The organism is Enterobacter cloacae complex sp. 418I7 (assembly GCF_050030705.1).
Classification (GTDB): domain Bacteria; phylum Pseudomonadota; class Gammaproteobacteria; order Enterobacterales; family Enterobacteriaceae; genus Enterobacter; species Enterobacter intestinihominis.
Genome location: NZ_JBLGUU010000001.1, coordinates 646012 through 670719, shown reverse-complemented (window position 1 = coordinate 670719; position 24708 = coordinate 646012). Strand labels below are relative to the sequence as shown.

The 24708-nt window shown below is 57.0% G+C and carries 24 protein-coding genes; 8 read left to right on the top strand and 16 right to left on the bottom strand.

Annotated features, from left to right (window positions below; translation table 11 throughout):
- Positions 1-22: 22 nt before the first annotated feature.
- Complete coding sequence (gene creA / locus ACQG0S_RS03255) at positions 23-493, bottom strand: protein CreA (protein ID WP_032625411.1); 471 nt, start codon at positions 491-493, stop codon at positions 23-25.
- Between the two features lie 214 nt (positions 494-707).
- On the opposite strand from creA, the gene robA reads away from it, so the two are divergent.
- On the top strand, positions 708-1577 hold the full coding sequence (robA, locus tag ACQG0S_RS03250; protein ID WP_022646995.1) for an MDR efflux pump AcrAB transcriptional activator RobA: 870 nt from the start codon (positions 708-710) through the stop codon (positions 1575-1577).
- Here the strand turns inward: robA and gpmB are convergent.
- A complete protein-coding gene (gene gpmB, locus ACQG0S_RS03245) occupies positions 1574-2221 on the bottom strand; it encodes a 2,3-diphosphoglycerate-dependent phosphoglycerate mutase GpmB (protein WP_006810187.1) in 648 nt (215 codons plus the stop codon). The two genes, robA and gpmB, sit on opposite strands and share 4 nt — an antisense overlap.
- A 48-nt stretch (positions 2222-2269) precedes the next feature.
- Between gpmB and yjjX the strand changes: the two genes are divergently transcribed.
- Positions 2270-2785, top strand: coding sequence for an inosine/xanthosine triphosphatase (gene yjjX / locus ACQG0S_RS03240; RefSeq protein WP_022646994.1), 516 nt, complete (start codon positions 2270-2272; stop codon positions 2783-2785).
- A 27-nt stretch (positions 2786-2812) separates the two neighbouring features.
- Here yjjX and trpR read toward each other — a convergent pair whose 3' ends face one another.
- Positions 2813-3142 carry a trp operon repressor gene (trpR, locus tag ACQG0S_RS03235; protein WP_003856511.1) on the bottom strand — a complete coding sequence of 110 codons (330 nt, stop codon included), beginning with the start codon at positions 3140-3142 and terminating at the stop codon, positions 2813-2815.
- Between the two features lie 55 nt (positions 3143-3197).
- Positions 3198-5135: a murein transglycosylase gene (gene sltY, locus ACQG0S_RS03230; RefSeq protein ID WP_063843839.1), complete on the bottom strand. Its 1938-nt coding sequence runs from the start codon at positions 5133-5135 to the stop codon at positions 3198-3200.
- Between the two features lie 226 nt (positions 5136-5361).
- Between sltY and ettA the strand changes: the two genes are divergently transcribed.
- Entirely contained in the window at positions 5362-7029 is a 1668-nt protein-coding gene (ettA, locus tag ACQG0S_RS03225) for an energy-dependent translational throttle protein EttA (protein WP_014882470.1), read from the top strand.
- A 128-nt stretch (positions 7030-7157) separates the two neighbouring features.
- On the opposite strand, the gene ACQG0S_RS03220 is transcribed toward ettA, so the two are convergent.
- Entirely contained in the window at positions 7158-8057 is a 900-nt protein-coding gene (locus ACQG0S_RS03220; RefSeq protein WP_022646992.1) for a LysR family transcriptional regulator, read from the bottom strand.
- A 107-nt stretch (positions 8058-8164) separates the two neighbouring features.
- On the opposite strand from ACQG0S_RS03220, the gene ACQG0S_RS03215 reads away from it, so the two are divergent.
- Positions 8165-9166, top strand: a complete 1002-nt coding sequence (locus tag ACQG0S_RS03215) for a zinc-binding alcohol dehydrogenase family protein (RefSeq protein ID WP_045308048.1) — start codon at positions 8165-8167, stop codon at positions 9164-9166.
- Between the two features lie 111 nt (positions 9167-9277).
- On the opposite strand, the gene nadR is transcribed toward ACQG0S_RS03215, so the two are convergent.
- From nadR to serB, 3 genes are all read right to left on the bottom strand, one after another.
- On the bottom strand, positions 9278-10510 hold the full coding sequence (nadR, locus tag ACQG0S_RS03210; RefSeq protein WP_003856522.1) for a multifunctional transcriptional regulator/nicotinamide-nucleotide adenylyltransferase/ribosylnicotinamide kinase NadR: 1233 nt from the start codon (positions 10508-10510) through the stop codon (positions 9278-9280).
- A gap of 35 nt (positions 10511-10545) precedes the next feature.
- Entirely contained in the window at positions 10546-11931 is a 1386-nt protein-coding gene (gene radA / locus ACQG0S_RS03205; protein WP_003856523.1) for a DNA repair protein RadA, read from the bottom strand.
- A 75-nt stretch (positions 11932-12006) separates the two neighbouring features.
- Positions 12007-12975, bottom strand: coding sequence for a phosphoserine phosphatase (gene serB / locus ACQG0S_RS03200; protein ID WP_003856524.1), 969 nt, complete (start codon positions 12973-12975; stop codon positions 12007-12009).
- A gap of 117 nt (positions 12976-13092) precedes the next feature.
- Here serB and ACQG0S_RS03195 point away from each other — a divergent pair, with 117 nt between their 5' ends.
- Both ACQG0S_RS03195 and lplA read left to right on the top strand, forming a co-directional pair.
- Positions 13093-13737 (top strand): YtjB family periplasmic protein, encoded by a 645-nt coding sequence (locus tag ACQG0S_RS03195; RefSeq protein WP_015572615.1) that lies wholly within the window; start codon positions 13093-13095, stop codon positions 13735-13737.
- A 39-nt stretch (positions 13738-13776) separates the two neighbouring features.
- Entirely contained in the window at positions 13777-14793 is a 1017-nt protein-coding gene (gene lplA, locus ACQG0S_RS03190) for a lipoate--protein ligase LplA (protein ID WP_046619846.1), read from the top strand.
- Between the two features lie 85 nt (positions 14794-14878).
- Here lplA and deoD read toward each other — a convergent pair whose 3' ends face one another.
- From deoD to deoC, 4 genes are all read right to left on the bottom strand, one after another.
- A complete protein-coding gene (gene deoD / locus ACQG0S_RS03185; protein ID WP_003856538.1) occupies positions 14879-15598 on the bottom strand; it encodes a purine-nucleoside phosphorylase in 720 nt (239 codons plus the stop codon).
- A 125-nt stretch (positions 15599-15723) separates the two neighbouring features.
- On the bottom strand, positions 15724-16947 hold the full coding sequence (deoB, locus tag ACQG0S_RS03180) for a phosphopentomutase (protein WP_022646989.1): 1224 nt from the start codon (positions 16945-16947) through the stop codon (positions 15724-15726).
- Positions 16948-17000: 53 nt separating this feature from the next.
- On the bottom strand, positions 17001-18323 hold the full coding sequence (gene deoA / locus ACQG0S_RS03175) for a thymidine phosphorylase (protein ID WP_048965868.1): 1323 nt from the start codon (positions 18321-18323) through the stop codon (positions 17001-17003).
- Positions 18324-18422: 99 nt separating this feature from the next.
- A complete protein-coding gene (gene deoC / locus ACQG0S_RS03170; RefSeq protein ID WP_003856543.1) occupies positions 18423-19202 on the bottom strand; it encodes a deoxyribose-phosphate aldolase in 780 nt (259 codons plus the stop codon).
- A 263-nt stretch (positions 19203-19465) separates the two neighbouring features.
- On the opposite strand from deoC, the gene ACQG0S_RS03165 reads away from it, so the two are divergent.
- On the top strand, positions 19466-21001 hold the full coding sequence (locus ACQG0S_RS03165) for a YjjI family glycine radical enzyme (RefSeq protein ID WP_155024488.1): 1536 nt from the start codon (positions 19466-19468) through the stop codon (positions 20999-21001).
- A complete protein-coding gene (locus tag ACQG0S_RS03160; protein ID WP_169440936.1) occupies positions 20976-21836 on the top strand; it encodes a YjjW family glycine radical enzyme activase in 861 nt (286 codons plus the stop codon). Before ACQG0S_RS03165 ends, ACQG0S_RS03160 begins: the two co-directional genes overlap by 26 nt.
- Here the strand turns inward: ACQG0S_RS03160 and ACQG0S_RS03155 are convergent.
- The 4 genes from ACQG0S_RS03155 to osmY form a co-directional block, all read right to left on the bottom strand.
- Complete coding sequence (locus ACQG0S_RS03155) at positions 21831-22613, bottom strand: TatD family hydrolase (protein WP_063148735.1); 783 nt, start codon at positions 22611-22613, stop codon at positions 21831-21833. The genes ACQG0S_RS03160 and ACQG0S_RS03155 overlap by 6 nt on opposite strands.
- Positions 22610-23662, bottom strand: coding sequence for a patatin-like phospholipase family protein (locus ACQG0S_RS03150; RefSeq protein ID WP_023299272.1), 1053 nt, complete (start codon positions 23660-23662; stop codon positions 22610-22612). Before ACQG0S_RS03150 ends, ACQG0S_RS03155 begins: the two co-directional genes overlap by 4 nt.
- 122 nt (positions 23663-23784) lie before the next feature.
- Positions 23785-23946: a DUF1328 domain-containing protein gene (locus tag ACQG0S_RS03145; protein WP_003856556.1), complete on the bottom strand. Its 162-nt coding sequence runs from the start codon at positions 23944-23946 to the stop codon at positions 23785-23787.
- 125 nt (positions 23947-24071) lie between these two features.
- The gene (gene osmY, locus ACQG0S_RS03140) at positions 24072-24689 is read right to left on the bottom strand and encodes a molecular chaperone OsmY (protein WP_022646982.1); all 618 of its coding nucleotides are present in this window, start codon (positions 24687-24689) and stop codon (positions 24072-24074) included.
- Between the last annotated feature and the right edge of the window lie 19 nt (positions 24690-24708).

The following is a 24708-nucleotide window of genomic DNA, read 5'->3' as shown; positions in this document are numbered from 1 at the left end:
CGCTTTTGCGCCGTTTTTTTTATCAATGCCACGGCATAATCGGCACCGCGCTAATCGCGTTTTTCGGTGAGCCTTCCACGACTTTGTCGGAATAAGCCAGATAAGCCAGTGTGTTGCGCTTCGCGTCATAAAAACGGACCACCTGTAGCTTTTTGAACACCAGCGAGGTCCGTTTCTGGAATACAACGTCGCCCTGCGCTTTGCCGTTTTTAATTTTGTCACTCAATTCCACCGGACCAACCTGCTGGCAGGAGATGGCCGCGTCAGACGTGTCTTCAGCCAGCCCCAGGCCGCCTTTAATCCCGCCGGTCTTCGCCCGGCTGACATAGCAGGTGACGTTTTTAACGTCCGGATCGTCAAAGGCCTCCACCACAATTTTGTGGTCCGGCCCAAACATTTTAAACACGGTGTCCACGGAGCCAATTTGCTCCGCCTGTGCCACGCGCCCTGCCATCAGCGCCATTGCTGCAAAGACTAAAACCTTGTATTTCATATTGTTACCATTCATAAAAATTACGCTGAGCGATTATTCAACAGGTTAGATAAAAATGTAGCAAGATCACAGGATTAGAATATATCCGCATTTAAATCACCACAAAAAGCATTTATGCGCAAAAAAAACACTGAATGCTAAAACGTCAAAAAATGCTATTATCCGCTAACCTGTAAACAGGCACCTGCGGCAGTTTTAAGGATGAGGATAGTATATGGATCAGGCTGGAATTATTCGCGACCTGCTCACCTGGCTGGAAGGTCATCTCGACCAGCCTTTGTCACTGGATAATGTGGCGGCAAAAGCAGGCTATTCCAAGTGGCATCTGCAAAGGATGTTCAAGGATGTCACCGGTCATGCTATCGGTGCCTATATTCGCGCACGTCGTTTATCAAAGTCTGCTGTCGCGTTGCGCCTGACCGCGCGACCAATCCTGGATATTGCCCTGCAATATCGCTTCGATTCACAGCAAACCTTCACTCGCGCCTTTAAAAAACAGTTCTCGTTAACGCCAGCGCTTTATCGCCGCTCGCCGGACTGGAGCTCCTTTGGTATGCGTCCGCCGCTGCGTCTGGGCGAGTTTGCGATGCCAAAATATGAAATCATCACCTTGCCGGAAACGCACCTGGTCGGCACCACGCAGAGCTACTCCTGTTCCCTGGAGCAGATCTCCGAGTTCCGCCATCAGATGCGCGTTCAGTTCTGGCGCGAATTTTTAAGCCACGCTCCGGCGATCCCGCCGATTCTGTATGGCCTGAACGAAACGTATCCAAGCCAGGAAAAAGACGACGAGCAGGAAGTGTTCTATACCACGGCGCTGACGCCTGACATGGCGAACGGTTACATTCATGGCTCGAAGCCTGTCGTGCTGGAAGGCGGCGAGTATGTGATGTTCTCATACGAAGGGTTAGGAACGGGCGTTCAGGAGTTCATCCTGACCGTTTACGGGACCTGCATGCCGATGCTGAATCTGAATCGCCGTAAAGGTCAGGACATTGAGCGCTACTATCCGGCGCAAGATGCAAAACCGGAAGAAGGCCCTATCAATCTGCGTATGGAATTCCTGATTCCGGTACGTCGTTAACGCTGCAACTCATCCAGTGCAGGGGCATCAAGATGCGAAATGTCCCCTGCCATCTCAACCACCCACCCCGATGCCAGCCAGGCACTTTCCTGATAGTCGATACGGGAAATGGAACAGTTGCGCAGACGCAAACGGCGTTCGGCGTAAGCCGGCAGTCCCAGAATGGTGCTCACCAGACAACCCAGCGCGATACCGTGGCTTACCAGCAGCGGTCGGCTACCTGCCGGGAGTTTCAGGCACTCGGCCAGCGCGGCATGCATGCGCACGCTCAGCTCCTGCATGGATTCCCCCTCAGGGATGCGACCATCTTCAGTGCCGTTCACCAGCGTGCGACGCCAGCCTTCTTCGGTTTCCGTCAGCGTATCGATAGGGCGTTTTTCCAGCACGCCCATATCCAGCTCGCGCAGGCGCGGTTCAAGGGTCACGTCGCAGCCACAGGCATCGGCGATGATGCGTGCCGTCTGCTGCGTGCGGCCTAAATCACTGGAGATGACGTGAGTGATACCCAGCGTTCTGGCGCGCTCCGCCACCTGCCACGCTTGCTGCACACCTTTGTCGGTGAGAGGACTGTCTGACTGGCCTTGAATACGTCGCTCGGCGTTCCACTGCGTTTCACCGTGGCGAACAAGGTATACCTGTAACATGCTTTTTTTCCGTTATACTGCGATGAATTTTTTAAATCGAGCTTAATTATGCACCATGTTGTCTCTGCTACCACCAATCCTGCCAAAATTCAGGCAATTCTAAGGGCATTTGAAGAGATCTTCGGCGAAGGATCCTGCCATATTGACGCCGTCGGCGTCGAGAGCGGTGTGCCGGAACAGCCGTTTGGCAGCGAGGAAACACGCGCTGGCGCACGAAATCGCGTGGCGAATGCAAAAGCCGCCGCGCCAGATGCTGACTTCTGGGTCGCGATTGAAGCAGGTATCGACGAAGGGGCGACCTTCAGCTGGGTTGTCATCGAAAGCCGCGAGCAGCGCGGCGAAGCGCGTTCAGCCACGCTGCCGCTGCCGGAGGTCATACTGGAGAAAGTCCGCGCGGGTGAGGCGCTGGGGCCGGTAATGTCGCACTACACCGGCATTGATGAGATTGGTCGTAAAGAGGGGGCGATTGGCGTCTTTACCGCGGGCAAGCTCACCCGTTCGAGCGTTTACCACCAGGCCGTTATTCTGGCGTTAAGTCCGTTCCATAACGCGATTTATCGTTAAGTTTGTAGGCCGGATTAGGCGAAGCCGTCATCCGGCGTTTTTCAGCAATACCGCTTCCAGCCACTGACGCAGTTCAACCGGCGCCGACTTCAGGCTGTTTGAACCCCGGGTAATCGTCGCGATGCCCGCGCCCAGCTCGTTTTTCAGCTCGCGCTGGCTCATTTCGCCGCGCAGCAGTTCCTCAATAATGCGTACCCGTGTACCCAGCGCTTCACGCTCGTCTGGCGTCAGCATCAGCTGTAGCAAGGGTAAATGCAGATCTTTGTCGTAAGACTGGCGGAGCAACTCCACAAAACGAAGCCACTCCTGATGACGCTGTTCGGCCATGGCCGAGGAATACGGGGAATGCTGGGTCATGTTATGCTGCCTCTTGTACTCATTAACGAGTACAGCATAACACAACCCGCGCCGATCAGTAACGTCTCTGCCACTCGGCATCGCTCATCAGGGCATCTTTCTCCCCCATGAAGTGCCGATAGTAGGCGTCATACGCCAGCACGTTCTTCACATATCCGCGTGTTTCCGAGAACGGAATGCTCTCGACGAACGCCACGGCGTCGAGTCGCCCTGCGCTGTTACCAAGCCATGTCCGCACGCGGCCTGGCCCGGCGTTGTACGCGGCTGACGCGAAGATGCGGTTATTACCGAACTGCTGATAGACGTACTGCAAGTAGCTGGTACCGATGTTGATGTTGGTCTCCGGATCCAGCAGCTGGGACGGGCTGCTGTAGCCTGGGATATTAAACATCTTCACCGTGTGCGTCGCGGTGCCCGGCATAATTTGCATCAGGCCGCTGGCCCCCACCGGCGAACGCACTTTCGGGTTCCAGGCGCTTTCCTGACGGGCAATGGCCATCGCGTAGCTTTGCGGAATATCTTTGCCGCTGGTGTAGCGATCGAACAGATCCTTATAAGCCAGCGGGAAACGCTCTTCGAGATGATCCCACAGCTTGCCGGCGATCGTCGCCTGCACGCTCAGATCCCACCAGCGATTATCAAACGCATAGCGGGCAAGCTGCGCCTTCTCGTCGGTGGTACGGCTGGTGACCAGGTTGGCCCATTCGCTGCGCGCGGTATTATCCAGATTCCAGTACATCAGCTCGCGCACGCGCGCCATTTCCGGACCCTGCGTCAGCGCCGGGTTCGCGTTGGCTGGCGCTTTGTCGATCTTCAGGGTGTACTCCTCGCCCAAACGCTGCGCCGCCGCCATCGGGTAGAAGCCGCGCTGCTGCATCAGGGAGTGGAGGATCGCTTTGGCTTCGTCTTCACGACCACGCTCCAGCAGCAGGTCCGCCTGCCAGTAACGCCATTCATCTTTCTCTTTAGCATCCATCGGCAGGCGCGCCAGCCAGGTATTGAGGCCACGACGATCGCCCGTTCCCAGCGCCATGCGCACGCGACGCTCCACCAGCGAGACAGAGTTTGAACGCATTACCGCGTCGTCACGCCAGCGCGCCTGTTCGTCGGTGACATCTGTTCCCATCAGTCGCCATGCCACAATATCGCGCAGTTCCTGGGTTTGATCGTCATTAAGCTGCTGGGCCTGCACCAGCTGCGGGATCATCAGCCGGGCGTTTTCCACATCCTCACGCGCCACGCTGGCAAAGGCCACCGCCGCCATCTGGCGGGTAAAATCGGTCGCGCCGGTGGTACGCGCAAACGTCAGCACGGTATTGGGATCGTTTGCCAGACTGATAACGGCAGAGGCAATGGTCTGATAATCCGCGGGCATCTGGCCCGCCAGCACGGTAACCAGCCGGGTGTTTCCGGCCTTCATCGCCAGGCGAATACGTTCCAGGTAAGAGAGCGGATCCTGCTTGCCCGAGGCGCGCCAGGCGCTGAACAGCGGGTCACAGGCGTTTGGCTGGCTTTTGCCCGTCAACCACAGCTCTTTCGCGCCGGTCCAGGCTTCCTCCTGCTGACCGGTCGCCCATTTCGCATAATAGTAATTACACTGCGCTTCCGTCGCGCCCGGTTTATCCGGGCTGAAAGCCAGCAGGCCGCGCCAGTCTTCGCGACGGGCCAGCTCGTTCACAAACCGGGACTTCAGGCTACGCGCAGGCGGCAGTGTCGGGTTCGCCTGAATGAAGTTATTTACGGTGACGGTCGGTTGATTCATGAGATCATCAGTGATCTGACGATACTCCAGATACGGATACAGCGGATAATCCTTCAGCGTCGGCATCAGCGCCTGCACGGTATCCATCTGCTTGTTGTCCCATGCCTGCTTAATCTGGGCATAGCGGTTACGTTGTTCATCCAGTGAATCGGCATGCACCGCCTGGCTTACCGCCATTACGCATACGCTGGCAGCCAGCAGACGCCAGACCACCCGTTTGGCTTTTTCCACAAGCTCTTCCTCATTGTTTTTCGTCAGTTGCAGCGTCTTGCCACGTTAAAGTTACCTCAACTTATGCTAACCAGGCATCCCACAACGCGCCACGTCATGGACACTTTTTTACCTTTCTTGCGCGTTTTAACACTCCCGACGTTCCTGGCTGGGATTAGGGCGTGAAAAAGGCTACACTTCGAGGCTGAAATTCATTCTCATCACGATAAAAGAGGCGAAGTCCAACGTGGCTCAATTCGTTTATACCATGCATCGTGTCGGCAAAGTTGTCCCGCCGAAACGTCATATTCTTAAAAATATCTCGCTGAGCTTTTTCCCGGGCGCAAAAATCGGTGTTCTGGGTCTCAACGGTGCCGGTAAGTCCACCCTGCTGCGCATCATGGCCGGCATCGATACAGACATCGAAGGTGAAGCCCGTCCGCAGCCTGGCATCAAGATCGGCTACCTGCCGCAGGAACCTCAGCTGAACCCGGAACACACCGTGCGTGAATCCGTTGAAGAAGCGGTATCCGAAGTGGTTAACGCCCTGAAAGGTCTGGATGAAGTGTATGCCAAATACGCCGAGCCGGATGCGGACTTCGACAAACTGGCCGCTCAGCAAGGCAAATTTGAAGAGATTATCCAGGCGCACGACGGTCACAACCTGAACGTGCAGCTGGAGCGCGCGGCAGATGCCCTGCGTCTGCCGGACTGGGATGCGAAAATCGCGAATCTCTCCGGTGGTGAACGCCGCCGCGTGGCGCTGTGCCGCCTGCTGCTGGAAAAACCAGACATGCTGCTGCTCGACGAACCGACCAACCACCTGGATGCGGAATCCGTGGCGTGGCTGGAACGCTTCCTGCACGACTTCGAAGGCACCGTGGTGGCAATTACCCACGACCGCTACTTCCTCGACAACGTGGCGGGCTGGATCCTGGAGCTGGACCGCGGCGAAGGTATTCCGTGGGAAGGTAACTACTCCTCCTGGCTGGAACAGAAAGATCAGCGTCTGGCGCAGGAAGCGTCTCAGGAAGCGGCGCGCCGTAAATCTATTGAGAAAGAGCTGGAGTGGGTGCGTCAGGGCGCGAAAGGCCGTCAGTCCAAGGGCAAAGCCCGTCTGGCACGCTTCGAAGAGCTGAACAACACCGAATACCAGAAGCGTAACGAAACCAACGAACTGTTTATCCCGCCTGGAGCACGTCTGGGGGATAAAGTGGTTGAAGTGACCAACCTGCGTAAGTCATACGGCGACCGCCTGCTGATCGACGATCTGACCTTCTCCGTACCGAAAGGCGCTATCGTCGGCATCATCGGTCCGAACGGCGCGGGTAAATCCACCCTGTTCCGCATGATGTCCGGTCAGGAACAGCCTGACAGCGGCTCTATCACCCTGGGTGAGACCGTGAAGCTGGCCTCCGTTGACCAGTTCCGTGACGCGATGGACAACAGCAAAACCGTGTGGGAAGAAGTCTCCGGCGGTCTGGATATCATGCGTATCGGCAACACCGAGATGCCAAGCCGCGCCTATGTTGGCCGCTTTAACTTCAAGGGCACCGACCAGGGCAAACGCGTGGGCGAGCTGTCTGGCGGTGAGCGTGGTCGTCTGCACCTGGCGAAGCTGCTTCAGGTTGGCGGCAACGTTCTGCTGCTCGACGAACCTACCAACGACCTGGACATCGAAACCCTGCGCGCGCTGGAAAACGCCCTGCTGGAATTCCCGGGCTGCGCCATGGTTATCTCGCACGACCGCTGGTTCCTTGACCGTATCGCGACCCACATTCTGGACTACCAGGACGAAGGTAAAGTGGAGTTCTTCGAAGGTAACTTCACCGAATACGAAGAGTACAAGAAACGCACGCTGGGCGCAGACGCGCTGGAGCCGAAGCGTATTAAGTACAAGCGTATTGCGAAATAAAAGCAAAACGGCAACTTCGGTTGCCGTTTTTTATGTTTGTTCCCTCTCCGCGTGGGAGAGGGCCTGGGTGAGGGCATCAGGCCGCACAGTGTGTAGGCCGGGTAAGGCGAAGCCGCCACCCGGCTTTTTTATTTGCCCACGTAATACCGCTTCACCTCATCAAACTGCATCGCAAAGTCGATATAGCTCATCAGCGCAGGCGAATTGAGCTTACGGCTCGGATAGGCCAGCCAGAGATCGTTCCCCTCAACGCGCCACTCCGGTAGCACCTTTACCAGCGCGCCCTTTTCAATTTTATCTTCCAGCAGGAATGCGGGTAACAGCGTGATCCCCGCCCCGGCAATGGCGCATTCTCGGGCGTACACCAGGTTATCCGTCATGTGGGCGTTATCCGGCAGGTAGCGGTAATCCTCACTCTCGCTTCGCAGAAGCCACTCCGACCATGCCCGGTGCGTAATGCAGCGGTGATCCACCAGCTGTCGGGGATGGATTAACGGCGCCCGACGCGCCAGATAGTCAGGCGAGGCCAGCATGTAGCGCGGACAGTGCCCAATCATGCGACCAATCAGGGAAGAATCCTGCGGTTTGCCGGTGCGCAGCGCCACGTCAAAGCCCGACTCGACCAGATCCACCACATCGTCTGAGATTGATACATCCAGCGACACGTCAGGGTAGCGAAGCTGGAACTCGGCATTCATATGCGCCAGCAGCGTCGCGCCAATCCCTGCCGGACAGGTGATCCTCAGCCGTCCGCTGGGGTTTTCTCGCAGGCGCTGAATGGCATACTCCGCGCGCTCGCTGGCCGCCAGCATCTCGCGGCAGTGCACCAGATAGTGCTCGCCCGCAAACGTCAGGCTTATTCTGCGCGTCGTGCGGTTAAGCAGGCGGATCCCCACCTGCTGCTCCAGCTGGCTAATGCGCTGGCTGACGCTGGATTTCGGCAGTTCAGCCTTCTGGGCCGCCGCAGTAAAGCTGCCCATCTCAGCCACCAGCGCAAACAGCGCCATATCCTGTAGCTGTTTAAACATGATTGTTCACCCTGTACGAACGCTGAGTTCTTGATTGTCCATCTTATCATGCAACTGACCACTTAATAGACTAGCCTCAACACAACGCATTCATTGAGGAGAACATCATGTCTGTTAAAGCCATTGCCGTTAACCCAGAAAATCCCTCCACCTTCGTTGAAATTACCCCGCCGATGCCGCAGCCCGGCGAGTACGATCTGCTGGTGGAGGTGAAAGCCGTCTCCGTAAACCCGGTGGACACAAAGGTACATGCAGGCATTGCTAAAAGCGGGCTGAAGGAGCCGCGCATTCTCGGGTGGGATGCCAGCGGGATCGTCAAAGCCGTCGGGGCTGGCGTCACCGGATTTAAACCGGGTGACGAAGTATGGTACGCGGGGGATATCACCCGACCGGGCAGCAATACCACGCACCAGCTTATCGATGCGCGCATTGTCGGGCACAAGCCTGCAAACCTTGGCTGGGCCTCTGCGGCAGCACTGCCGCTGACGGCGCTCACCGCGTGGGAAGGCCTGTTTGAACGGCTGAAGATTCAGGATGCCGACGCAGATAAAACGCTGCTGATAATTGGCGGCGCGGGTGGAGTCGGATCGCTGGCGATCCCGTTTGCGAAGCACAACAGTAAGGTGAAGATCGTCGCAACCGCCTCACGAGAAGATTCCGCCCGATGGTGTCGCGATCGCGGGGCTGACGTTGTCGTAGATTACCGCGACCTGAAGGGTGAACTGGCGAAACAGGGGCTCACCTTTGTGGATTACATTTTTATCCTCAACGACACCGACGGGCACTGGGATGCGGTCAGCGATCTGATTGCCCCTCAGGGACACATTTGTTCCATCGTTGAAAATGCGCATCCGCTAAACCAGGACAAGCTGAAGTCCAAATCTGCCGCCCTGCACTGGGAATTTATGTACACCCGCAGCATGTACCAGACCGCGGATATGGCGCGCCAGGGCGAGATTTTAAATGAGGTGGCGAAGCTGGTGGATAACGGCGTGGTGGAAAGCTCGCTCAGCGAAACGCTGCACGGGCTGAGCGTGGAAAGCATTACCGAAGCGCACCGCATGGTGCTGGAGGGGCATATGCGTGGGAAAGTGGTGGTTGAGTATTGAGTGGTTTGTTCCCCCTCACCCTGCCCTCTCCCCACGGGGGAGAGGGTAAAGACAGCTCCGTGCGATCCCCTCTCCCCTTTGGGGAGAGGGTTAGGGTGAGGGGTAAATCTTTTACCCCTGCTCACCCATCATCTCTTTCACCAGCTCGACGCAGCGCAGGAAACGGGTGTCGTAATCCGACTCTTCCACATGCACAAACTCAACGTTGTTCTCGTTAAGCATCTCCACCAGCATGGTCTGGAACTCACGCCTGTCTACCGAGCTGCCCAGGCTGCGCATGCCGTCGGCTACCCATGGGGTGTTGTTTTCCAGCAGGATAACCAGATCAAAGCGGTATTCATCAATCAGCGCCTGCACAAACGGGTGCTCACGTCCTTCGTACTTTTTACAGAACGCCTGCGTGGTGACGAAATCGGTATCAATAAAGGCGACTTTATTGGCGTATTTCACCGCGAAATCAATGTATTGGGCATGACCGAGCGCGATTTTATCGTAGTCGGAATACTGTAATGCCATCTCGTCACCACCGAGGTGTGAGAAGACGTAATCGCGGCCATACTCCCACGCACTGGTGGTATTGAAGATATTCGCCAGCTTATTCACCAGCGTCGATTTCCCGCTCGACTCGCCGCCGAGGATCGCCACCGTACGCACGAAGAACGGCTTCACCTCGGTCGGAATGTAGTCCCAGTAGCGGAACGGGTTCTCGCGGATCTGCGCCCCGCTGATGTTCATAAAGGTGCGTTTAGGATCGATCAGCACGGTTTCGATGCCCAGATGCTCGCGGAACTGCGGCGCGTCGGACTCTTCAGAGGTGTAGATCCAGTTAGGCGCAATGCCCTTCTCTTCCATAAACGCTTTGATGCCGTTACTCCACACGTCCCAGCCGTGCGGGTACGGCTCCATGCCCTCTTCGTTAAAGGCATGAATACGAATATTTTTCTGATACTTAAAGGTCTGAAGCAGCCAGCGCAGGCGGTCCGGCACGGTGGGCTGCTGCGACATGGCGCTGTCTTCAAACAGCTGGCGATCGCGGGTTTCATCATAACCCATGATGATATGCAGCTCGTCGACCTGGCTACAGGCGCGCTGGATCAGATAGATGTGGCCGGTATGCAGCGGGTAGAACTTACCGAACACCACGCCAATGTTCTTTTGCATCCGCGGAAATTCAAGCCCCAGAAAACGGTGCAGCGCTTCCAGCTTCTGCGCGCTGGGGCTTTTGATTTTGGCGTTCAGCAGTTGGCTCAGGTAGCCCTTGGTCATGCCGCTGGCGTCCGCTACCTGCTGTAATGTGCAACCCTTCTGGCGGATAGCGGTCTTGATGTAGTCAAATGATGACATAAATTACGGTGCCTCCTGCAAAATCGAATACGTAATTATAAGTCGTCAAAGACATTTAACGCATCTGCGAGTTTTTTAACGCCAAAAACCTGCATCCCTTCCGGGATTTTTTTCGGCACGTTGGCGGCCGGAACAATTGCGCGGCGGAAGCCATGTTTTGCCGCTTCGGAGATACGCTCCTGACCGCTCGGCACCGGGCGAATTTCGCCCGCCAGCCCTACTTCGCCAAATACCACCAGATCCTGCGGCAACGGTCTGTCACGCAGGCTGGAGACCATCGCCAGCAACAGCGCCAGATCCGCGCTGGTTTCCGTAACCTTCACCCCACCAACCACGTTGACGAACACGTCCTGATCCGCCATTTGCAGGCCGCCGTGACGGTGCAACACCGCCAGCAGGATCGCCAGGCGGTTCTGTTCCAGACCGACCGCCACGCGCCGCGGATTACCCATCATCGAGTGATCCACCAGCGCCTGAATTTCAACCAGCAGCGGACGCGTCCCCTCCCACAGCACCATCACCGAACTACCGGACGTAATTTCGTCGCCACGGCTCAGGAAGATGGCCGACGGGTTGCTGACTTCGCGTAGCCCCTGCTCGGTCATGGCAAACACGCCCAGTTCATTCACCGCGCCGAAGCGGTTTTTATGGCTGCGCAGGGTACGAAAACGGGAATCCGCATCGCCGTCGAGCATCACCGAGCAGTCGATACAGTGCTCAAGCACTTTCGGGCCGGCCAGCGAGCCGTCTTTGGTGACGTGGCCCACCATCACTATCGCTACGCCGCGCGTTTTGGCAAAGCGCGTTAAGTACGCAGCCGTTTCACGCACCTGCGCCACGCTCCCCGGTGACGACTGAATGTCCGCCATGTGCATCACCTGGATGGAGTCGATCACCATGAGCTTCGGCTGCTCTTCTTCGGCGATCATGCAGATCTGCTCGATGCTGGTTTCCGAGAGCATATTCAGATTGCCGGTCGGCAGACCGAGGCGGTGCGCGCGCATCGCCACCTGCTGGAGTGACTCTTCGCCCGTGACGTACAGGGTTTTCATCTGTTCGGCGAGCTTGCAGAGCGTTTGCAGCAGCAGGGTCGATTTACCCGCGCCCGGGTTACCGCCGATCAGAATGGCGCTGCCCGGCACTACGCCACCGCCGAGTACGCGGTCAAATTCTTTGAATCCGGTTGAGAAGCGCGGCAGCGCCTCAAGGCTGATATCCGAAAGTTTTTGTACCTTCGACACGCCTGCATTGCCCGCATAGCCGCTCAGCCGTTCATTGCGGGCCACGCTCGGCGAAGCCGCCACACCACGCACTTCGGTGATGGTGTTCCAGGCATGACAGGCGCTGCATTGCCCCTGCCAGCGCGGATAATCCGCACCACATTCATTACAGACAAATGCGCGTTTTGGAGCTTTCGCCACGGTTTACCTCGTTATTTCTGTGCGGTCTGCGCGCCGGATAGCGCTGACGCTTACCCGGCCTACAAAAGCAGGCCGCTATTTTTGATTAATGCTGCCGGAGAGAATGCAGAACACGCCCATCAGGTCAGCATGACGGATAGTGACTTCCGTCTTTTCATTCACTTTCGGCTTGGCGTGGTAGGCAATACCCAGTCCGGCAACTTTGATCATCGGCAGATCGTTCGCGCCATCGCCGATGGCTACGGTCTGCTCGACCGGAATGGCATATTTCTCCGCCAGACGCGTCAGCGTATTGGCTTTGTACTGCGCATCCACGATGTCGCCAATCACTTGTCCGGTGAGTTTGCCGTCCATGATCTCCAGCTCGTTTGCCACCACGGTGGTCAGACGCAGCTTGTCACGCAGGTAATCGGCAAAGAAGGTGAACCCACCGGAGGCAATCGCCACTTTCCAGCCGAGCGTCTCCAGCTTGAGCACCAGCTGCGTCAGTCCTGGCATCAGGGGCAGTTCATCGCGCACCTGACGCAAAATGTTAGCATCGGCCCCCTTCAGGGTCGCCACGCGCTGTCTCAGGCTGGCGGTGAAATCCAGCTCGCCGCGCATCGCGCGCTCGGTGACTTCCGCCACCAGCTCGCCGCTGCCCGCCAGTTTAGCAATCTCGTCAATACACTCGATCTGAATGGCGGTGGAGTCCATGTCCATCACCAGCAGGCCAGGCGTTTTCAGGTGCGGAATTTTGCCGAGCGGGGCTACGTCCAGCCCGGCATCGTGCGCCAGACGCGTGGCGCGCTGCGTCAGGGAACCCGCCAGGCGAATAACCTGATAATCTTCCACGCACCAGGCCGCAACGATGACCATCGCTGCGCCCAGTTTAGTTTGATACTGGGTGAGGCGTTGCTTATCCAGGCCGCGTCCGTACAGCAGCCAGCCGCTACGGCCAGCGTGGTAATCGAGAGGCATCACCTCATCGCCACTTAAAGAGAGCGGCAATCCTGGCCATAAAGAGACATCCGTTGGCAGGTCGCACCAGGTAATGTTCGGCATTGAAGCTCCTGTAATTTCGTTCGCGCCGGAAGGTTCCAGAGGGAAAATAACGCATGAGGCTACCCTGTAACCATCACTTCTGGCAACATTAAGCCGTAAATTTTAAGCAGGTGGAATATGGCTCGCGCAAAACTGAAATTCCGGCTTCATCGCGCCGTGATTGTCCTGATCTGTCTCGCACTATTAGTGGCGCTTATGCAGGGGGCATCCTGGTTTAGCCAGAATCACCAACGACAGCGTAACCCGCAGTTTGAAGAACTGGCCCGTACGCTGGCGCGCCAGGTGACGCTCAACGTTGCGCCGTCTATGCGCACCGAAACACCGGATGACAAGCGGATAGCGCAGGTATTGCGCCAGCTTACGGAAAACAGCCGCATTCTGGATGCGGGCGTGTACGATGAACAGGGCGACCTGATTGCCCGCGCGGGTGAGCATGTCGACGTGCGCGACAGGCTGGCGCTGGACGGCAAAAAAGCTGGCGGTTATTTCAATCAACAAATCGTTGAACCCATTCAGGGCAAGAATGGCCCACTCGGCTATTTACGTCTGACACTCGACACCCACACCCTGCCAACCGAAGCCAAACAGGTGGATAACACCACCAATATTTTGCGCCTGATGCTGCTGCTCTCGCTGGCGATTGGCGTGGTACTGGCGCGCACGCTGCTGCAAGGCAAGCGCACCCGCTGGCAGCAGTCGCCGTTCCTGTTAACCGCCAGCAAGTCAGTTCCCGAAGAGGAAGAGAGCGAGAAGAAAGAATAGTGATAAAGTAGGCGGATGATTCGGAAAAGGAACTCTGCCATGTCGACGTTACGCCTGCTTATCTCTGACTCTTACGATCCCTGGTTTAATCTCGCGGTGGAAGAGTGCATCTTCCGCCAGATGCCCGCCACCCAGCGCGTCCTGTTTCTCTGGCGCAACGCTGATACGGTCGTTATTGGCCGCGCGCAAAATCCGTGGAAAGAGTGTAACACCCGCCGTATGGAAGAGGACAACGTCCGCCTGGCGCGCCGCAGCAGCGGCGGCGGTGCGGTGTTCCACGATCTCGGCAACACCTGCTTTACCTTTATGGCGGGCAAGCCGGAATACGACAAAACCATCTCGACCTCCATTGTGCTCAACGCGCTCAATTCGCTCGGCGTGACGGCTGAAGCCTCGGGTCGTAACGATCTGGTAGTGAAAACACCTGAAGGCGACCGGAAAGTGTCAGGCTCAGCCTACCGCGAAACGATGGATCGCGGATTCCACCACGGCACATTATTGCTGAATGCCGATCTGAGCCGTCTGGCAAACTATCTGAACCCGGACAAGAAAAAGCTCCAGGCGAAAGGCATTACCTCCGTGCGCGGTCGCGTGGCGAATCTGGTGGATCTGCTGCCGGGGATTACTCATGAACGCATTTGCGATGCGATCCGTGAAGCCTTCTTCGAACATTACGGTGAGCGGGTAGAAGCTGAAGTGATCTCCCCTGACAAAACACCGGACCTGCCCAACTTCGCGGAAACCTTTGCGCGCCAGAGCAGCTGGGAGTGGAACTTCGGTCAGGCACCGGCGTTTTCACACCTGCTGGATGAGCGATTTACATGGGGCGGCGTTGAGCTGCACTTTGACGTGGAGAAGGGCCATATTACCCGCACGCAGGTCTTTACGGATAGTCTCAATCCTGCACCGCTGGAGGCGCTGGCCGCACGTTTACAGGGCTGTCTGTATCGGGCGGATATGTTGCAGCAGGAGTGTGATGCATTGATTGGGGATTTTCCGGAGCAGGAAAAAGAGCTGCGGGATGTATCGGCGTGGATTGCTCAGGCCGTGCGCTAGTAAAAAAGCCCGCTGGCGCTGCGCTTAGCGGGCCTACAAAACCGTAGGCCGGGTCAGGCGAGGCCGCCACCCGGCACAACAGCTCTTACTCTTTATCGCCCAGCAGAACGGATTCCAGCGCGATTTTGATCATGTCGTTGAAGGTGGTCTGACGCTCGGCAGCGGTGGTCTGCTCGTGAGTACGGATATGGTCAGACACGGTGCAGATGGTCAGCGCTTTCGCACCGAATTCAGCCGCCACGCCGTAGATACCGGCCGCTTCCATTTCCACGCCCAGAATGCCGTATTTTTCCATCACGTCGAACATGTCGCCTTCTGGCGAGTAGAACAGATCGGCAGAGAACAGGTTGCCCACGCGCGCGTCAACGCCCAGCGCTTTTGCTGCGTCAACCGCGTTACGCACCATGTCAAAATCAGCGATGGCCGCAAAGTCATGATCTTTAAAGCGAATGCGGTTGACTTTAGAGTCGGTGCACGCGCCCATGCCGATCACCACGTCACGCAGCTTAACGTCCATGCGCACCGCGCCGCAGGAGCCGACACGGATGATTTTCTTCACACCGAAATCGGTGATCAGCTCTTTGGTGTAGATGGAGCAGGATGGGATACCCATGCCGTGACCCATCACGGAGATTTTGCGGCCTTTATAGGTACCGGTGAAGCCCAGCATGCCACGCACGTTGTTCACTTCACGCACGTCTTCCAGGAAGGTTTCTGCAATGTGTTTCGCGCGCAGCGGGTCGCCCGGCATCAATACGACGTCAGCGAAATCACCCATTTCTGCATTAATGTGAGGAGTTGCCATCTTCAGTTCCTTTTACATTGTTGTTTTTGCCGGGTGGCGGCTGCGCCTTACCCGGCCTACATTCTGTTCTCCCTCTCCCTGTGGGAGAGGGTCGGGGTGAGGGCATCAGACCTCACCCAATCCGTTTAGAACATAGCCTTGCCATATTCCATGTCAGACGTACCAAAGTATTTCGCAATCGTCTGGCCGATGTCCGCGAAGGTTTCACGGTGACCCAGCGAGCCCGGTTTGACTTTCGGGCCGTACACCAGCACCGGAATGTGCTCACGGGTGTGGTCGGTACCGGTCCAGGTCGGGTCACAGCCATGGTCAGCGGTCAGGATCAGAATGTCATCTTCCCCCACCAGCTCCATCAGCTCTGGCAGACGGCGGTCAAACAGCTCCAGACCCGCGGCATAACCGGCAACGTCGCGACGGTGACCCCAGGAGGAGTCGAAGTCCACGAAGTTGGTGAAGACAATGGTCTTGTCGCCCGCTTCTTTCATCTCTTTGATGGTGGCGTCGAACAGCGCATCCAGACCGGTCGCTTTGACCTTTTTGGTGATGCCGCAGTTAGCGTAGATGTCCGCGATTTTACCTACGGAAACGACCTGGCCGTCTTTCTCGTCGACGAGTTTTTGCAGCACGGTCGGCGCCGGTGGCTCCACGGCCAGATCGTGACGGTTGCCGGTACGCTGGAAGTTACCCGCTTTGTCGCCGATAAACGGACGCGCGATAACACGGCCAATGTTGTAGCCGCCTTCGGTCAGCTCTTCACGGGCGATCTCGCACAGCTCGTACAGTTTATCCAGGCCAAACGTCTCTTCGTGGCAGGCGATCTGGAACACAGAGTCAGCAGAGGTATAGAAAATCGGTTTGCCGGTTTTCATGTGCTCTTCGCCGAGCTGATCCAGAATCACGGTACCGGAAGAGTGGCAGTTGCCGAGGTAGCCCGGCAGGTTGGCGCGCTTCACCAGCTTATCAAGCAGCTCCTGCGGGAAGCTGTTCTCATGATCGGAGAAGTAACCCCAGTCAAACAGCACCGGCACGCCAGCGATTTCCCAGTGACCGGACGGCGTATCTTTACCGGAAGAGAGCTCGTGCGCCCACGCGTAGGCGCCCACCACTTCCGCGTTTCCGTCCATACCGGCTGCGATTTTACCGGTAGAACCTTCATGCGCTTTTACCAGCCCGAGGCGGGTCAGGTTTGGCAGGTTCAGAGGGCCTTTACGACCGTTGTCCGCTTCGCCTTTTGCACAGGCTTCCGCGATGTGACCCAGGGTATCGGAACCCACGTCACCAAAACGTTCTGCATCTTCGGTTGCGCCGATGCCGAATGAGTCCAGCACCATAATAAATGCACGTTTCATAATTGTTCTCCGTACTTAGTGCTTCATAAAAATGCGATCAGATCAGTATACCGCTATTCAGTGATACGACGATAGACCGTCGGTGTGGTTTCCGGTGCTTTATCGTCAAGAGTTATTGCCGCCTTCACCGCTTTCGCCGCGTCCTGCCAGCTGGCTTCGTCTTTCGCGTGGATCACCGCCAGCGGACGTTGGCCGTCAACGCTGTCGCCCAGACGGGCCATATCGGTAAAGCCGACGCTGTAATCAATGGTGTCCGATGCCTGACGACGACCGCCGCCCATAGACACGACCGCCATGCCGAGCGCGCGGGTATCCATAGCCGAGACAAAGCCTTCGCTGTCCGCATAGACCGCTTTGCTGAGCATCGCGGTGGGCAGGTATTTCGCGTAGTTTTCCACGAAGTCGGTCGGGCCTTTCTGCGCCGCCACCATCCGACCAAAGATCTCCGCCGCTTTGCCGTTGTCCAGCACCGCCTGAAGCTTCGCGCGGGCTTCCGCGTCGTCTTTGGCCAGATTGCCGGAGATGAGCATCTCAACGCACAGCGCCATGGTGACATCGAACAGGCGCGGGTTACGGTATTCGCCTGTGAGGAACTGCACGGCCTCGCGGACTTCAACGGCGTTACCGGCGCTGGACGCCAGCACCTGGTTCATGTCCGTCAGCAGTGCGGTGGTGCGCACTCCCGCGCCGTTGGAAACGCCAACGATCGCTTCAGCCAGCGCCTCAGAGAGTTCATAGGTCGGCATAAACGCGCCGCTGCCCACTTTCACATCCATCACCAGTGCGTCCAGCCCTTCCGCCAGCTTTTTGGCGAGGATAGAGGCGGTGATCAGCGGGATGGAGTCTACGGTCGCGGTAATGTCACGCGTCGCGTAGAAACGCTTGTCTGCTGGCGCAAGAGAGCTGGTCTGGCCGATAATCGCCACGCCAACGTCTTTAATAATGTCGCGGAAGCGGTTGTCATCCGGGAAGATATCGAAGCCCGGAATGGCTTCCAGTTTGTCGAGCGTACCGCCGGTATGACCCAGGCCGCGCCCGGAAATCATCGGGATGTAACCGCCGCAGGCTGCCACCATCGGGCCAAGCATCAGGGAGGTCACGTCGCCCACGCCGCCGGTGGAGTGTTTGTCCACAATCGGGCCGTTGAGGTTAAGGCTTTTCCAGTCCAGAACGGTTCCTGAATCTCGCATCGCCATGGTCAGGGACACGCGCTCAGGCATCGACATATCGTGGAAGAAAATGGTCATCGCCAGAGCCGCAATCTGCCCTTCAGAGATGGTGTTATCACGAATGCCGTTGATAAAGAAGCGGATCTCTTCGTCGCTTAATGCATGACCATCACGTTTTTTACGAATAATTTCTTGTGCGAGAAACACGGTAACCTCCATGCGGAATCGGGTGAATGGCGGCGGGTATGTTGACCCGCCCTACGATCCTGTAGGCCGGGTTAGCGTAGGCCACCCGGCAATTCAAACTTAGTAGCTGCTTGCGCTCTTACCGTCACCGTGACCCAGCGCTTTCAGCAGGCTGGCCAGCAGGCTGGACGCGCCGAAGCGGTAGTGGCGGGAGTCCGCCCAGTCGGCGCCGAACAGCTCGTCGGCAATCGCCAGGAACTGCTGCGCGTCTTCTGCGGTACGCACGCCGCCTGCCGGTTTGAAGCCAACGGTTTTGGACACGCCCATATCACGGATAACTTCCATCATGATGCGCGCGCTTTCCGGAGTCGCGTTGACCGGCACTTTACCGGTAGAGGTTTTAATGAAATCCGCGCCCGCTTTGATAGAGATTTCAGACGCTTTACGAATCAGCGCCTCTTCTTTCAGCTCGCCGGTTTCGATGATCACTTTAAGCAGCACGTTTGCCGCCGCACATGCGTCTTTACAGGCTTTCACCAGGTCAAAACCGACCTGCTCGTTGCCGGCGATCAGCGCGCGGTACGGGAAAACCACGTCAACTTCGTCTGCGCCGTACGCAATCGCCGCGCGGGTTTCCGCCAGCGCGATCTCGATGTCGTCATTACCGTGCGGGAAGTTAGTCACGGTCGCAATGCGCACGTCCGGCGTGCCCTGTTCTTTCAGCGTTTTGCGGGCAATCGGGATAAAGCGCGGGTAGATACAGACGGCGGCGGTATTACCCACTGGCGTTTTTGCCTGATGGCACAGGGCGATGACTTTTTCATTGGTGTCGTCATCATTCAGGGTGGTCAGGTCCATCAGTTTCAACGCGCGCAGGCTGCTTGCAGTTAAATCGGTCATAACATTCTCCAACGGCAGTGCCGTATAAATTTTACCTTGCGGGTCTGTGAGTATTCTAACATTCACCCGCATCCACACTTCGACATTCATCACAGTTAATGAAAACTGTGTGCAAATTTGCATTACTGTAATGAGATCTTCTTCAAACTTTCATGCGTCAACCGCCGACAAAAGCAGCGATACCCCCTGTCGGATCAAAAGCCCCGGCAGGCTGGCTTCTTACAATTCGTTCACCATCCGCAGAACCCTCAAGGAAGTTGAACATGCCCGACGCCCTGCAACAACGTTGCCTGCACATTGTGACCAGCCCGGTGTTAACCCCGGAACAAAAACGTCATTTTCTGGCGCTGGAAGCGGAGAACAATCTGCTCTATCCCGCTCTGCCAGAGGCGGCCCGCGCCGCGCTGGACGAGGGATACATCTGCGACATGTTCGAAGGCCATGCGCCTTACAAACCGCGCTACGTGCTGCCGGACTACGCTAAATTTCTGGCTAACGGCTCAGAATGGCTGGAGCTGGAAGGGGCGAAAGATCTGGATGATGCCCTCTCACTGCTCACTATCCTTTATCACCATGTTCCGTCCGTCACATCGATGCCAGTCTATCTGGGTCAGCTCGATGAGATACTCAACCCATATGTTAAAATTCTAACACAGGATGAAATCGATAGCCGAATAAAACGTTTCTGGCGTTACCTGGACAGAACCCTGCCCGATGCCTTTATGCATGCCAATATCGGCCCGGCGGATACGCCCGTCACGCGTGCCATTTTGCGAGCGGACGCAGAGCTGAAGCAGGTCGCGCCGAACCTGACCTTTATTTACGACCCGGACGTCACCCCTGACGATCTGCTGATGAGCGTGGCGAAAAACATTTGTGAGTGTAGTAAGCCGCATATTTCCAATGGCCCGGTAAATGATAAAATTTTCACAAAAGGTCGCTATGGCGTGGTGAGCTGTTACAACTCCCTGCCGCTGGCGGGCGGCGGCAGCACGCTGGTGCGCCTTAACCTGAAAGCGATTGCGGAGCACAGCCGCTCACCGGAAGACTTTTTCACCCGTACCCTTCCCCACTACTGCCAGCAACAAATCGCGATCATCAATGCGCGCTGCGATTTTTTATATGAACAATCCGGCTTCTTTGAGAATAGCTTCCTGGTGAAAGAGGGGCTGATTGATGCCGATCGTTTTGTACCGATGTTTGGCATGTACGGTCTGGCCGAAGCGGTAAACGTGCTGTGCGAGAAAGCAGGCATTACGGGACGGTACGGTAAAAACGAGCAGGCCAATGCGCTGGGTTACCGCATCAGTGAACAGCTGGCGGCGTTCGTTGAAAACACGCCGGTGAAACACGGCTGGCAGCACCGCGCGATGCTGCACGCACAGTCAGGGATCAGTTCGGATTCAGGCACCACGCCGGGGGCGCGTCTGCCGTACGGTGACGAGCCAGATCCCATCAGCCACCTGCTGGCCGTAGCCCCGCACCATAAACACTATCATTCGGGGATCAGCGATATTCTCACCCTGGATGAGACGGTTAAACGCAATCCTCAGGCGGTGGTGCAGCTGTGCCTGGGAGCGTTCAACGCCGGTATGCGTGAGTTCACCGCGAATGTGGCCGGAAACGACCTGGTGCGCGTCACCGGGTATATGGTGCGGCTCTCCGACCTGGAGAAATATCGGGAGGCCGGCTCGCGCACCAACACCACCTGGCTCGGCGAGGAGGCCGCGCGCAATACCCGTATTCTGGAACGTCAGCCACGCGTGATAAGCCATGAACAGCAGATGCGCTTTAGTTAGTCAGGTTATTCCCTTCTCCTGCGTGGACGGGCCGGGCAGCCGCCTGGCGCTGTTCCTCCAGGGCTGTAACCTGCGCTGCAAAACCTGCCACAACCCATGGACCATCGGGCGCTGCAACGACTGCGGCGACTGTGTTCCCCACTGTCCTCATGATGCGCTGACGATTCAGGCCGGGCGCGTCTGGTGGCAGGAGAGTCACTGTCAGCAGTGCGACACCTGCCTGCACCTGTGTCAGCAGCAGGCGACGCCGATGGCGCAGCGATACAGCGTCGAGGAGATCCTCTCACGGATCCGCACGTCCGCGCCGTTTATTGAGGGCGTGACCGTCAGCGGGGGTGAGGCCACCACGCAGCTGCCGTTTGTGGTTGCGCTGTTCACCGCGATCAAAGCCGATCCGTCCCTGCGCCATCTGACGTGCCTGGTGGACAGCAACGGCCTGTTAAGCGAAACCGGCTGGCAAAAGCTGTTACCGGTGTTTGACGGCGCGATGGTGGATCTGAAAGCCTGGGGCAATGAACATCACCGTTTTCTGACCGGGCGCGAAAACACGCTGATCAAGCAGAGCATCCGCTGGCTGGCCGATCGTCATCGCCTGACGGAGCTGCGCCTGCTGGTGATCCCCGATCGGTGTGATTATCTGCAACATCTGTCATCGCTGACCTCTTTTATCCACGCGTTGGGGAACGTTCCGGTGCGGATCAACGCGTTTCATGCCCATGGGGTTTACGGGGAGGCGGCGCGATGGCGGAGCGCCACGCCGGAGGACATCGAGCCGCTGGCGCAGGCCCTGGAACGACAGCAGATCACGGTGATCCGCCCGGCCCTTTATCTATAGCGTGATGCCGAAGACCGCGCGGGTATTTTCCAGCAGCGCGCTGGCAATCACATCTTCAGGCTCCTGACGCAGCTCGCACAGCACATCAAAAACGCGCGCCGCCTGCTCCGGGCGGTTGGGCTGGCCCTGAAAACCATTCAGCGGCATGTCAGGGGCATCCGTTTCCAGCAGGAGCGAAGACAGGGGGAGTTGCGCCATCACATCCCGGGTTTTGCTGGCTCGCGGATAGGTGATGGTGCCGCCGACGCCAATTTTATAGCCCAGCTCGATAAAACGCTGCGCCTGCTGAAGGCTTCCAGCGAAACCATGGACCACGCCCCTGCGCGGCACGTCGATGCGCTTCAGGTGCATCGCCAGTTTGTCATGGGTACGCCTGGAGTGGAGGATCACCGGCAGATCGTGGCGCTTTGCCAGCCGGAGCTGCGCATCCAGGATCGTCTGCTGGCGCTCAAACTGCGGATCTTCACGATAGAGATCGAGGCCGATCTCACCGATGGCAACCAGCTTCGTATCCGCGTTTTGCAGCGTGGCATCCAGCCTGTCGAGATGGTCATCAAGATGGTGCTCAATCACGATCGGATGCAGACCCAGCGCGGCATACAGCGCATCGTGACCCCGGGCAAGCGCCAGGACTTTCTCGAATCTCGCCGCTTCAATAGCGGGCACAATAATGGCTCTCACACCGGCCTCAGCCGCACGCGCAATACTTGATGTTTCCTCCCCGCTAAACGGCGGGAAATCAAAGTGGCAATGGGTATCGATAAAAGAGTGCGTCACGCCAGGTCCTCGTTATCGAGTATGCCGTCGTTGGCCTGCGGCGCGTCCACCAGCGGCATCGCCACCGCGTCATTGGCCACACTAGCGGGTGGCAATATGATGCTTTTATGCCGATGAAGAGGCGGTTGCTCGGCCAGCATTTTCCCGACGGTCGCCAGGAAGTAACGCCCGCATAGCCGCCCCGTTTTGTAATCCATACGCAACGCAGGCAGCCGACTGCCCAGCGCCATGCTCAGCAGCGGCTTCGGCGGATAAATTTCAAAGATGCGCAGCTTGCCCGGTGGTTTTTCAATAAAACGCTGCATCGCGCCGTAGGTGGTTTCATGCTGCTTCGCGATATTCACCAGCGGTTGCAGGCTGCTGTCGCCCAGCCAGCGTTCCATCCGCTTAAACCACTGTGGGGTGTAATACATCTGAGAAGGCACCGTGCGGATCACCACAATGGTTTTCGCCCCGCGCCGTGCGGCCTCCTGTACCGGCACCGCGTCGCTGATACCGCCGTCGAGATAGTTTATCCCCTCCAGCAGCGCGCCGGTACGGTAGAAACCCGGGATCGCGCTGGAAGCGCGAATGATATCCAGCCAGTTCTCTTTCTGCGGCGAAAAGTAACCCGGTGAATAGTCATCGCCACGGCTGGCGCACATCCAGAACGCTTTGCCGGTATCGAACAGTCGTGACGCGGTATCCATGGCCAGCGGCATCTGGCTGGAAGTGGCATCCAGTAACCAGTCGAGATCGATCAGGTTCCCGCCGCGCACGAAGCGTACCGGATTGAAGAATTCTTTGGAGGTGGTGTAGCGCATAATCACTTTGCGCGCATAGCCGGGCTGGTTGCAGACATAGGCGGAGAGGTTCTGCGCCCCGGCAGAGGTACCGAAGTAGAGATCGAACGGGTTGAATTGCGCGCGCATAAATTCGTCGAGCACGCCGGCGGTAAAAATACCGCGCTGCCCGCCCCCTTCACAGACCAGCGCAAGCTGGCCTGCATGAAACGGTTTTAACGTCAGCGGCGCAATATTGCCGAGCGTCACGGGAATTCGTTGCCCCACCTCTGCCTTCCTGTTTTGATTATTTTGATGAGACACAGTAACGCACATTCCCGATGGTTCTCAAACGAGAAAAAGCCAGTCACGAGGACTGGCTTGAGTTTGTTTAATAACTATTGCGTTTGCTACGGGCGACGTCGACCCGTAAACAGGCTGACCAGGAACAGAATAATACCGACGACGAAAACAATTTTCGCTGCCCATGCCGCGGTACCCGCCAGTCCACCAAAGCCCAATGCGGCGGCAATTAACGCGATAACCAGAAATATAATGCCCCAACGAAACATAAGCCTCTCCTTTACCATAGTTAATGTCGGCCGCTAAACGTGAGCGCTCAGGTCACTCACCGGCTTTTCCAGAGTCGTTTTTATTTCGCCCGCGGTTTTCAGCCAGACAGGCGAGTGGTACTGCTTTACTTCGTTTTCAGATCGTTTTTGACGCTTTTCACACCATCAATAGCTTTCGCAATTGACTCGGCACGATCGCTTTGTGCCTGATTCTCAACCGTACCGGACAACTGGACCACACCATCGGTGGTTTCAACTTTCACCATACGGGATGGCACGATGTCGTCAGCTAACAGTTTAGCTTTGATTTCGCTGGTAGTTGCTGCATCTCCGGCATAGCCCTTCACCGACGATTCTTTGCTGTCACGTACGTGCAGTTTGTCGCTTACAGAGCTTACGCCCTCAACGCCTTTCGCTACTTTAACGGCCTCTTCAGCCTGAGTCTGGCTTTCAACGAAACCGCTCAGAGTGACAACCTTGTTGTCGGTTTTAACAGAAATATCGGTGCTCTTAATGGATTCATGATCCACCAGTGCGGCTTTCACTTTTGCTGTGATAGAGCTGTCATCCATGAAATTACCGACTTTATTCATAGAGCTATCGATTTTTTCCCCTGCGGTATTAGCGGTATTTTGCGCTTTATCCATGGTGCTGGATTCCGCCAGAGCAGAACCGCTTACCAGGACACTACCCAACGTTACAGCCAGCAGAGTTTTAGAAATCTTCAGTCTTGTCATATTCATCGATTTATTCCTGTGTTTT

Bases quoted from the DNA above. Each gene is read 5' to 3' on its own strand.
- ACQG0S_RS03160 (WP_169440936.1), top strand. From the start codon at position 20,976: ATGAACAGCAGATGCGCTTTAGTTAGTCAGGTTATTCCCTTCTCCTGC.
- ACQG0S_RS03165 (WP_155024488.1), top strand. From the start codon at position 19,466: ATGCCCGACGCCCTGCAACAACGTTGCCTGCACATTGTGACCAGCCCG.
- trpR (WP_003856511.1), bottom strand. From the start codon at position 3,142: ATGACCCAGCATTCCCCGTATTCCTCGGCCATGGCCGAACAGCGTCAT.
- ACQG0S_RS03195 (WP_015572615.1), top strand. From the start codon at position 13,093: ATGGCTCGCGCAAAACTGAAATTCCGGCTTCATCGCGCCGTGATTGTC.
- yjjX (WP_022646994.1), top strand. From the start codon at position 2,270: ATGCACCATGTTGTCTCTGCTACCACCAATCCTGCCAAAATTCAGGCA.
- ACQG0S_RS03220 (WP_022646992.1), bottom strand. From the start codon at position 8,057: ATGTTTAAACAGCTACAGGATATGGCGCTGTTTGCGCTGGTGGCTGAG.
- ACQG0S_RS03215 (WP_045308048.1), top strand. From the start codon at position 8,165: ATGTCTGTTAAAGCCATTGCCGTTAACCCAGAAAATCCCTCCACCTTC.
- robA (WP_022646995.1), top strand. From the start codon at position 708: ATGGATCAGGCTGGAATTATTCGCGACCTGCTCACCTGGCTGGAAGGT.
- deoD (WP_003856538.1), bottom strand. From the start codon at position 15,598: ATGGCAACTCCTCACATTAATGCAGAAATGGGTGATTTCGCTGACGTC.
- osmY (WP_022646982.1), bottom strand. From the start codon at position 24,689: ATGAATATGACAAGACTGAAGATTTCTAAAACTCTGCTGGCTGTAACG.
- serB (WP_003856524.1), bottom strand. From the start codon at position 12,975: ATGCCGAACATTACCTGGTGCGACCTGCCAACGGATGTCTCTTTATGG.
- ACQG0S_RS03145 (WP_003856556.1), bottom strand. From the start codon at position 23,946: ATGTTTCGTTGGGGCATTATATTTCTGGTTATCGCGTTAATTGCCGCC.
- lplA (WP_046619846.1), top strand. From the start codon at position 13,777: ATGTCGACGTTACGCCTGCTTATCTCTGACTCTTACGATCCCTGGTTT.
- nadR (WP_003856522.1), bottom strand. From the start codon at position 10,510: ATGTCATCATTTGACTACATCAAGACCGCTATCCGCCAGAAGGGTTGC.
- deoC (WP_003856543.1), bottom strand. From the start codon at position 19,202: ATGACCGATTTAACTGCAAGCAGCCTGCGCGCGTTGAAACTGATGGAC.
- deoB (WP_022646989.1), bottom strand. From the start codon at position 16,947: ATGAAACGTGCATTTATTATGGTGCTGGACTCATTCGGCATCGGCGCA.
- gpmB (WP_006810187.1), bottom strand. From the start codon at position 2,221: ATGTTACAGGTATACCTTGTTCGCCACGGTGAAACGCAGTGGAACGCC.
- creA (WP_032625411.1), bottom strand. From the start codon at position 493: ATGAAATACAAGGTTTTAGTCTTTGCAGCAATGGCGCTGATGGCAGGG.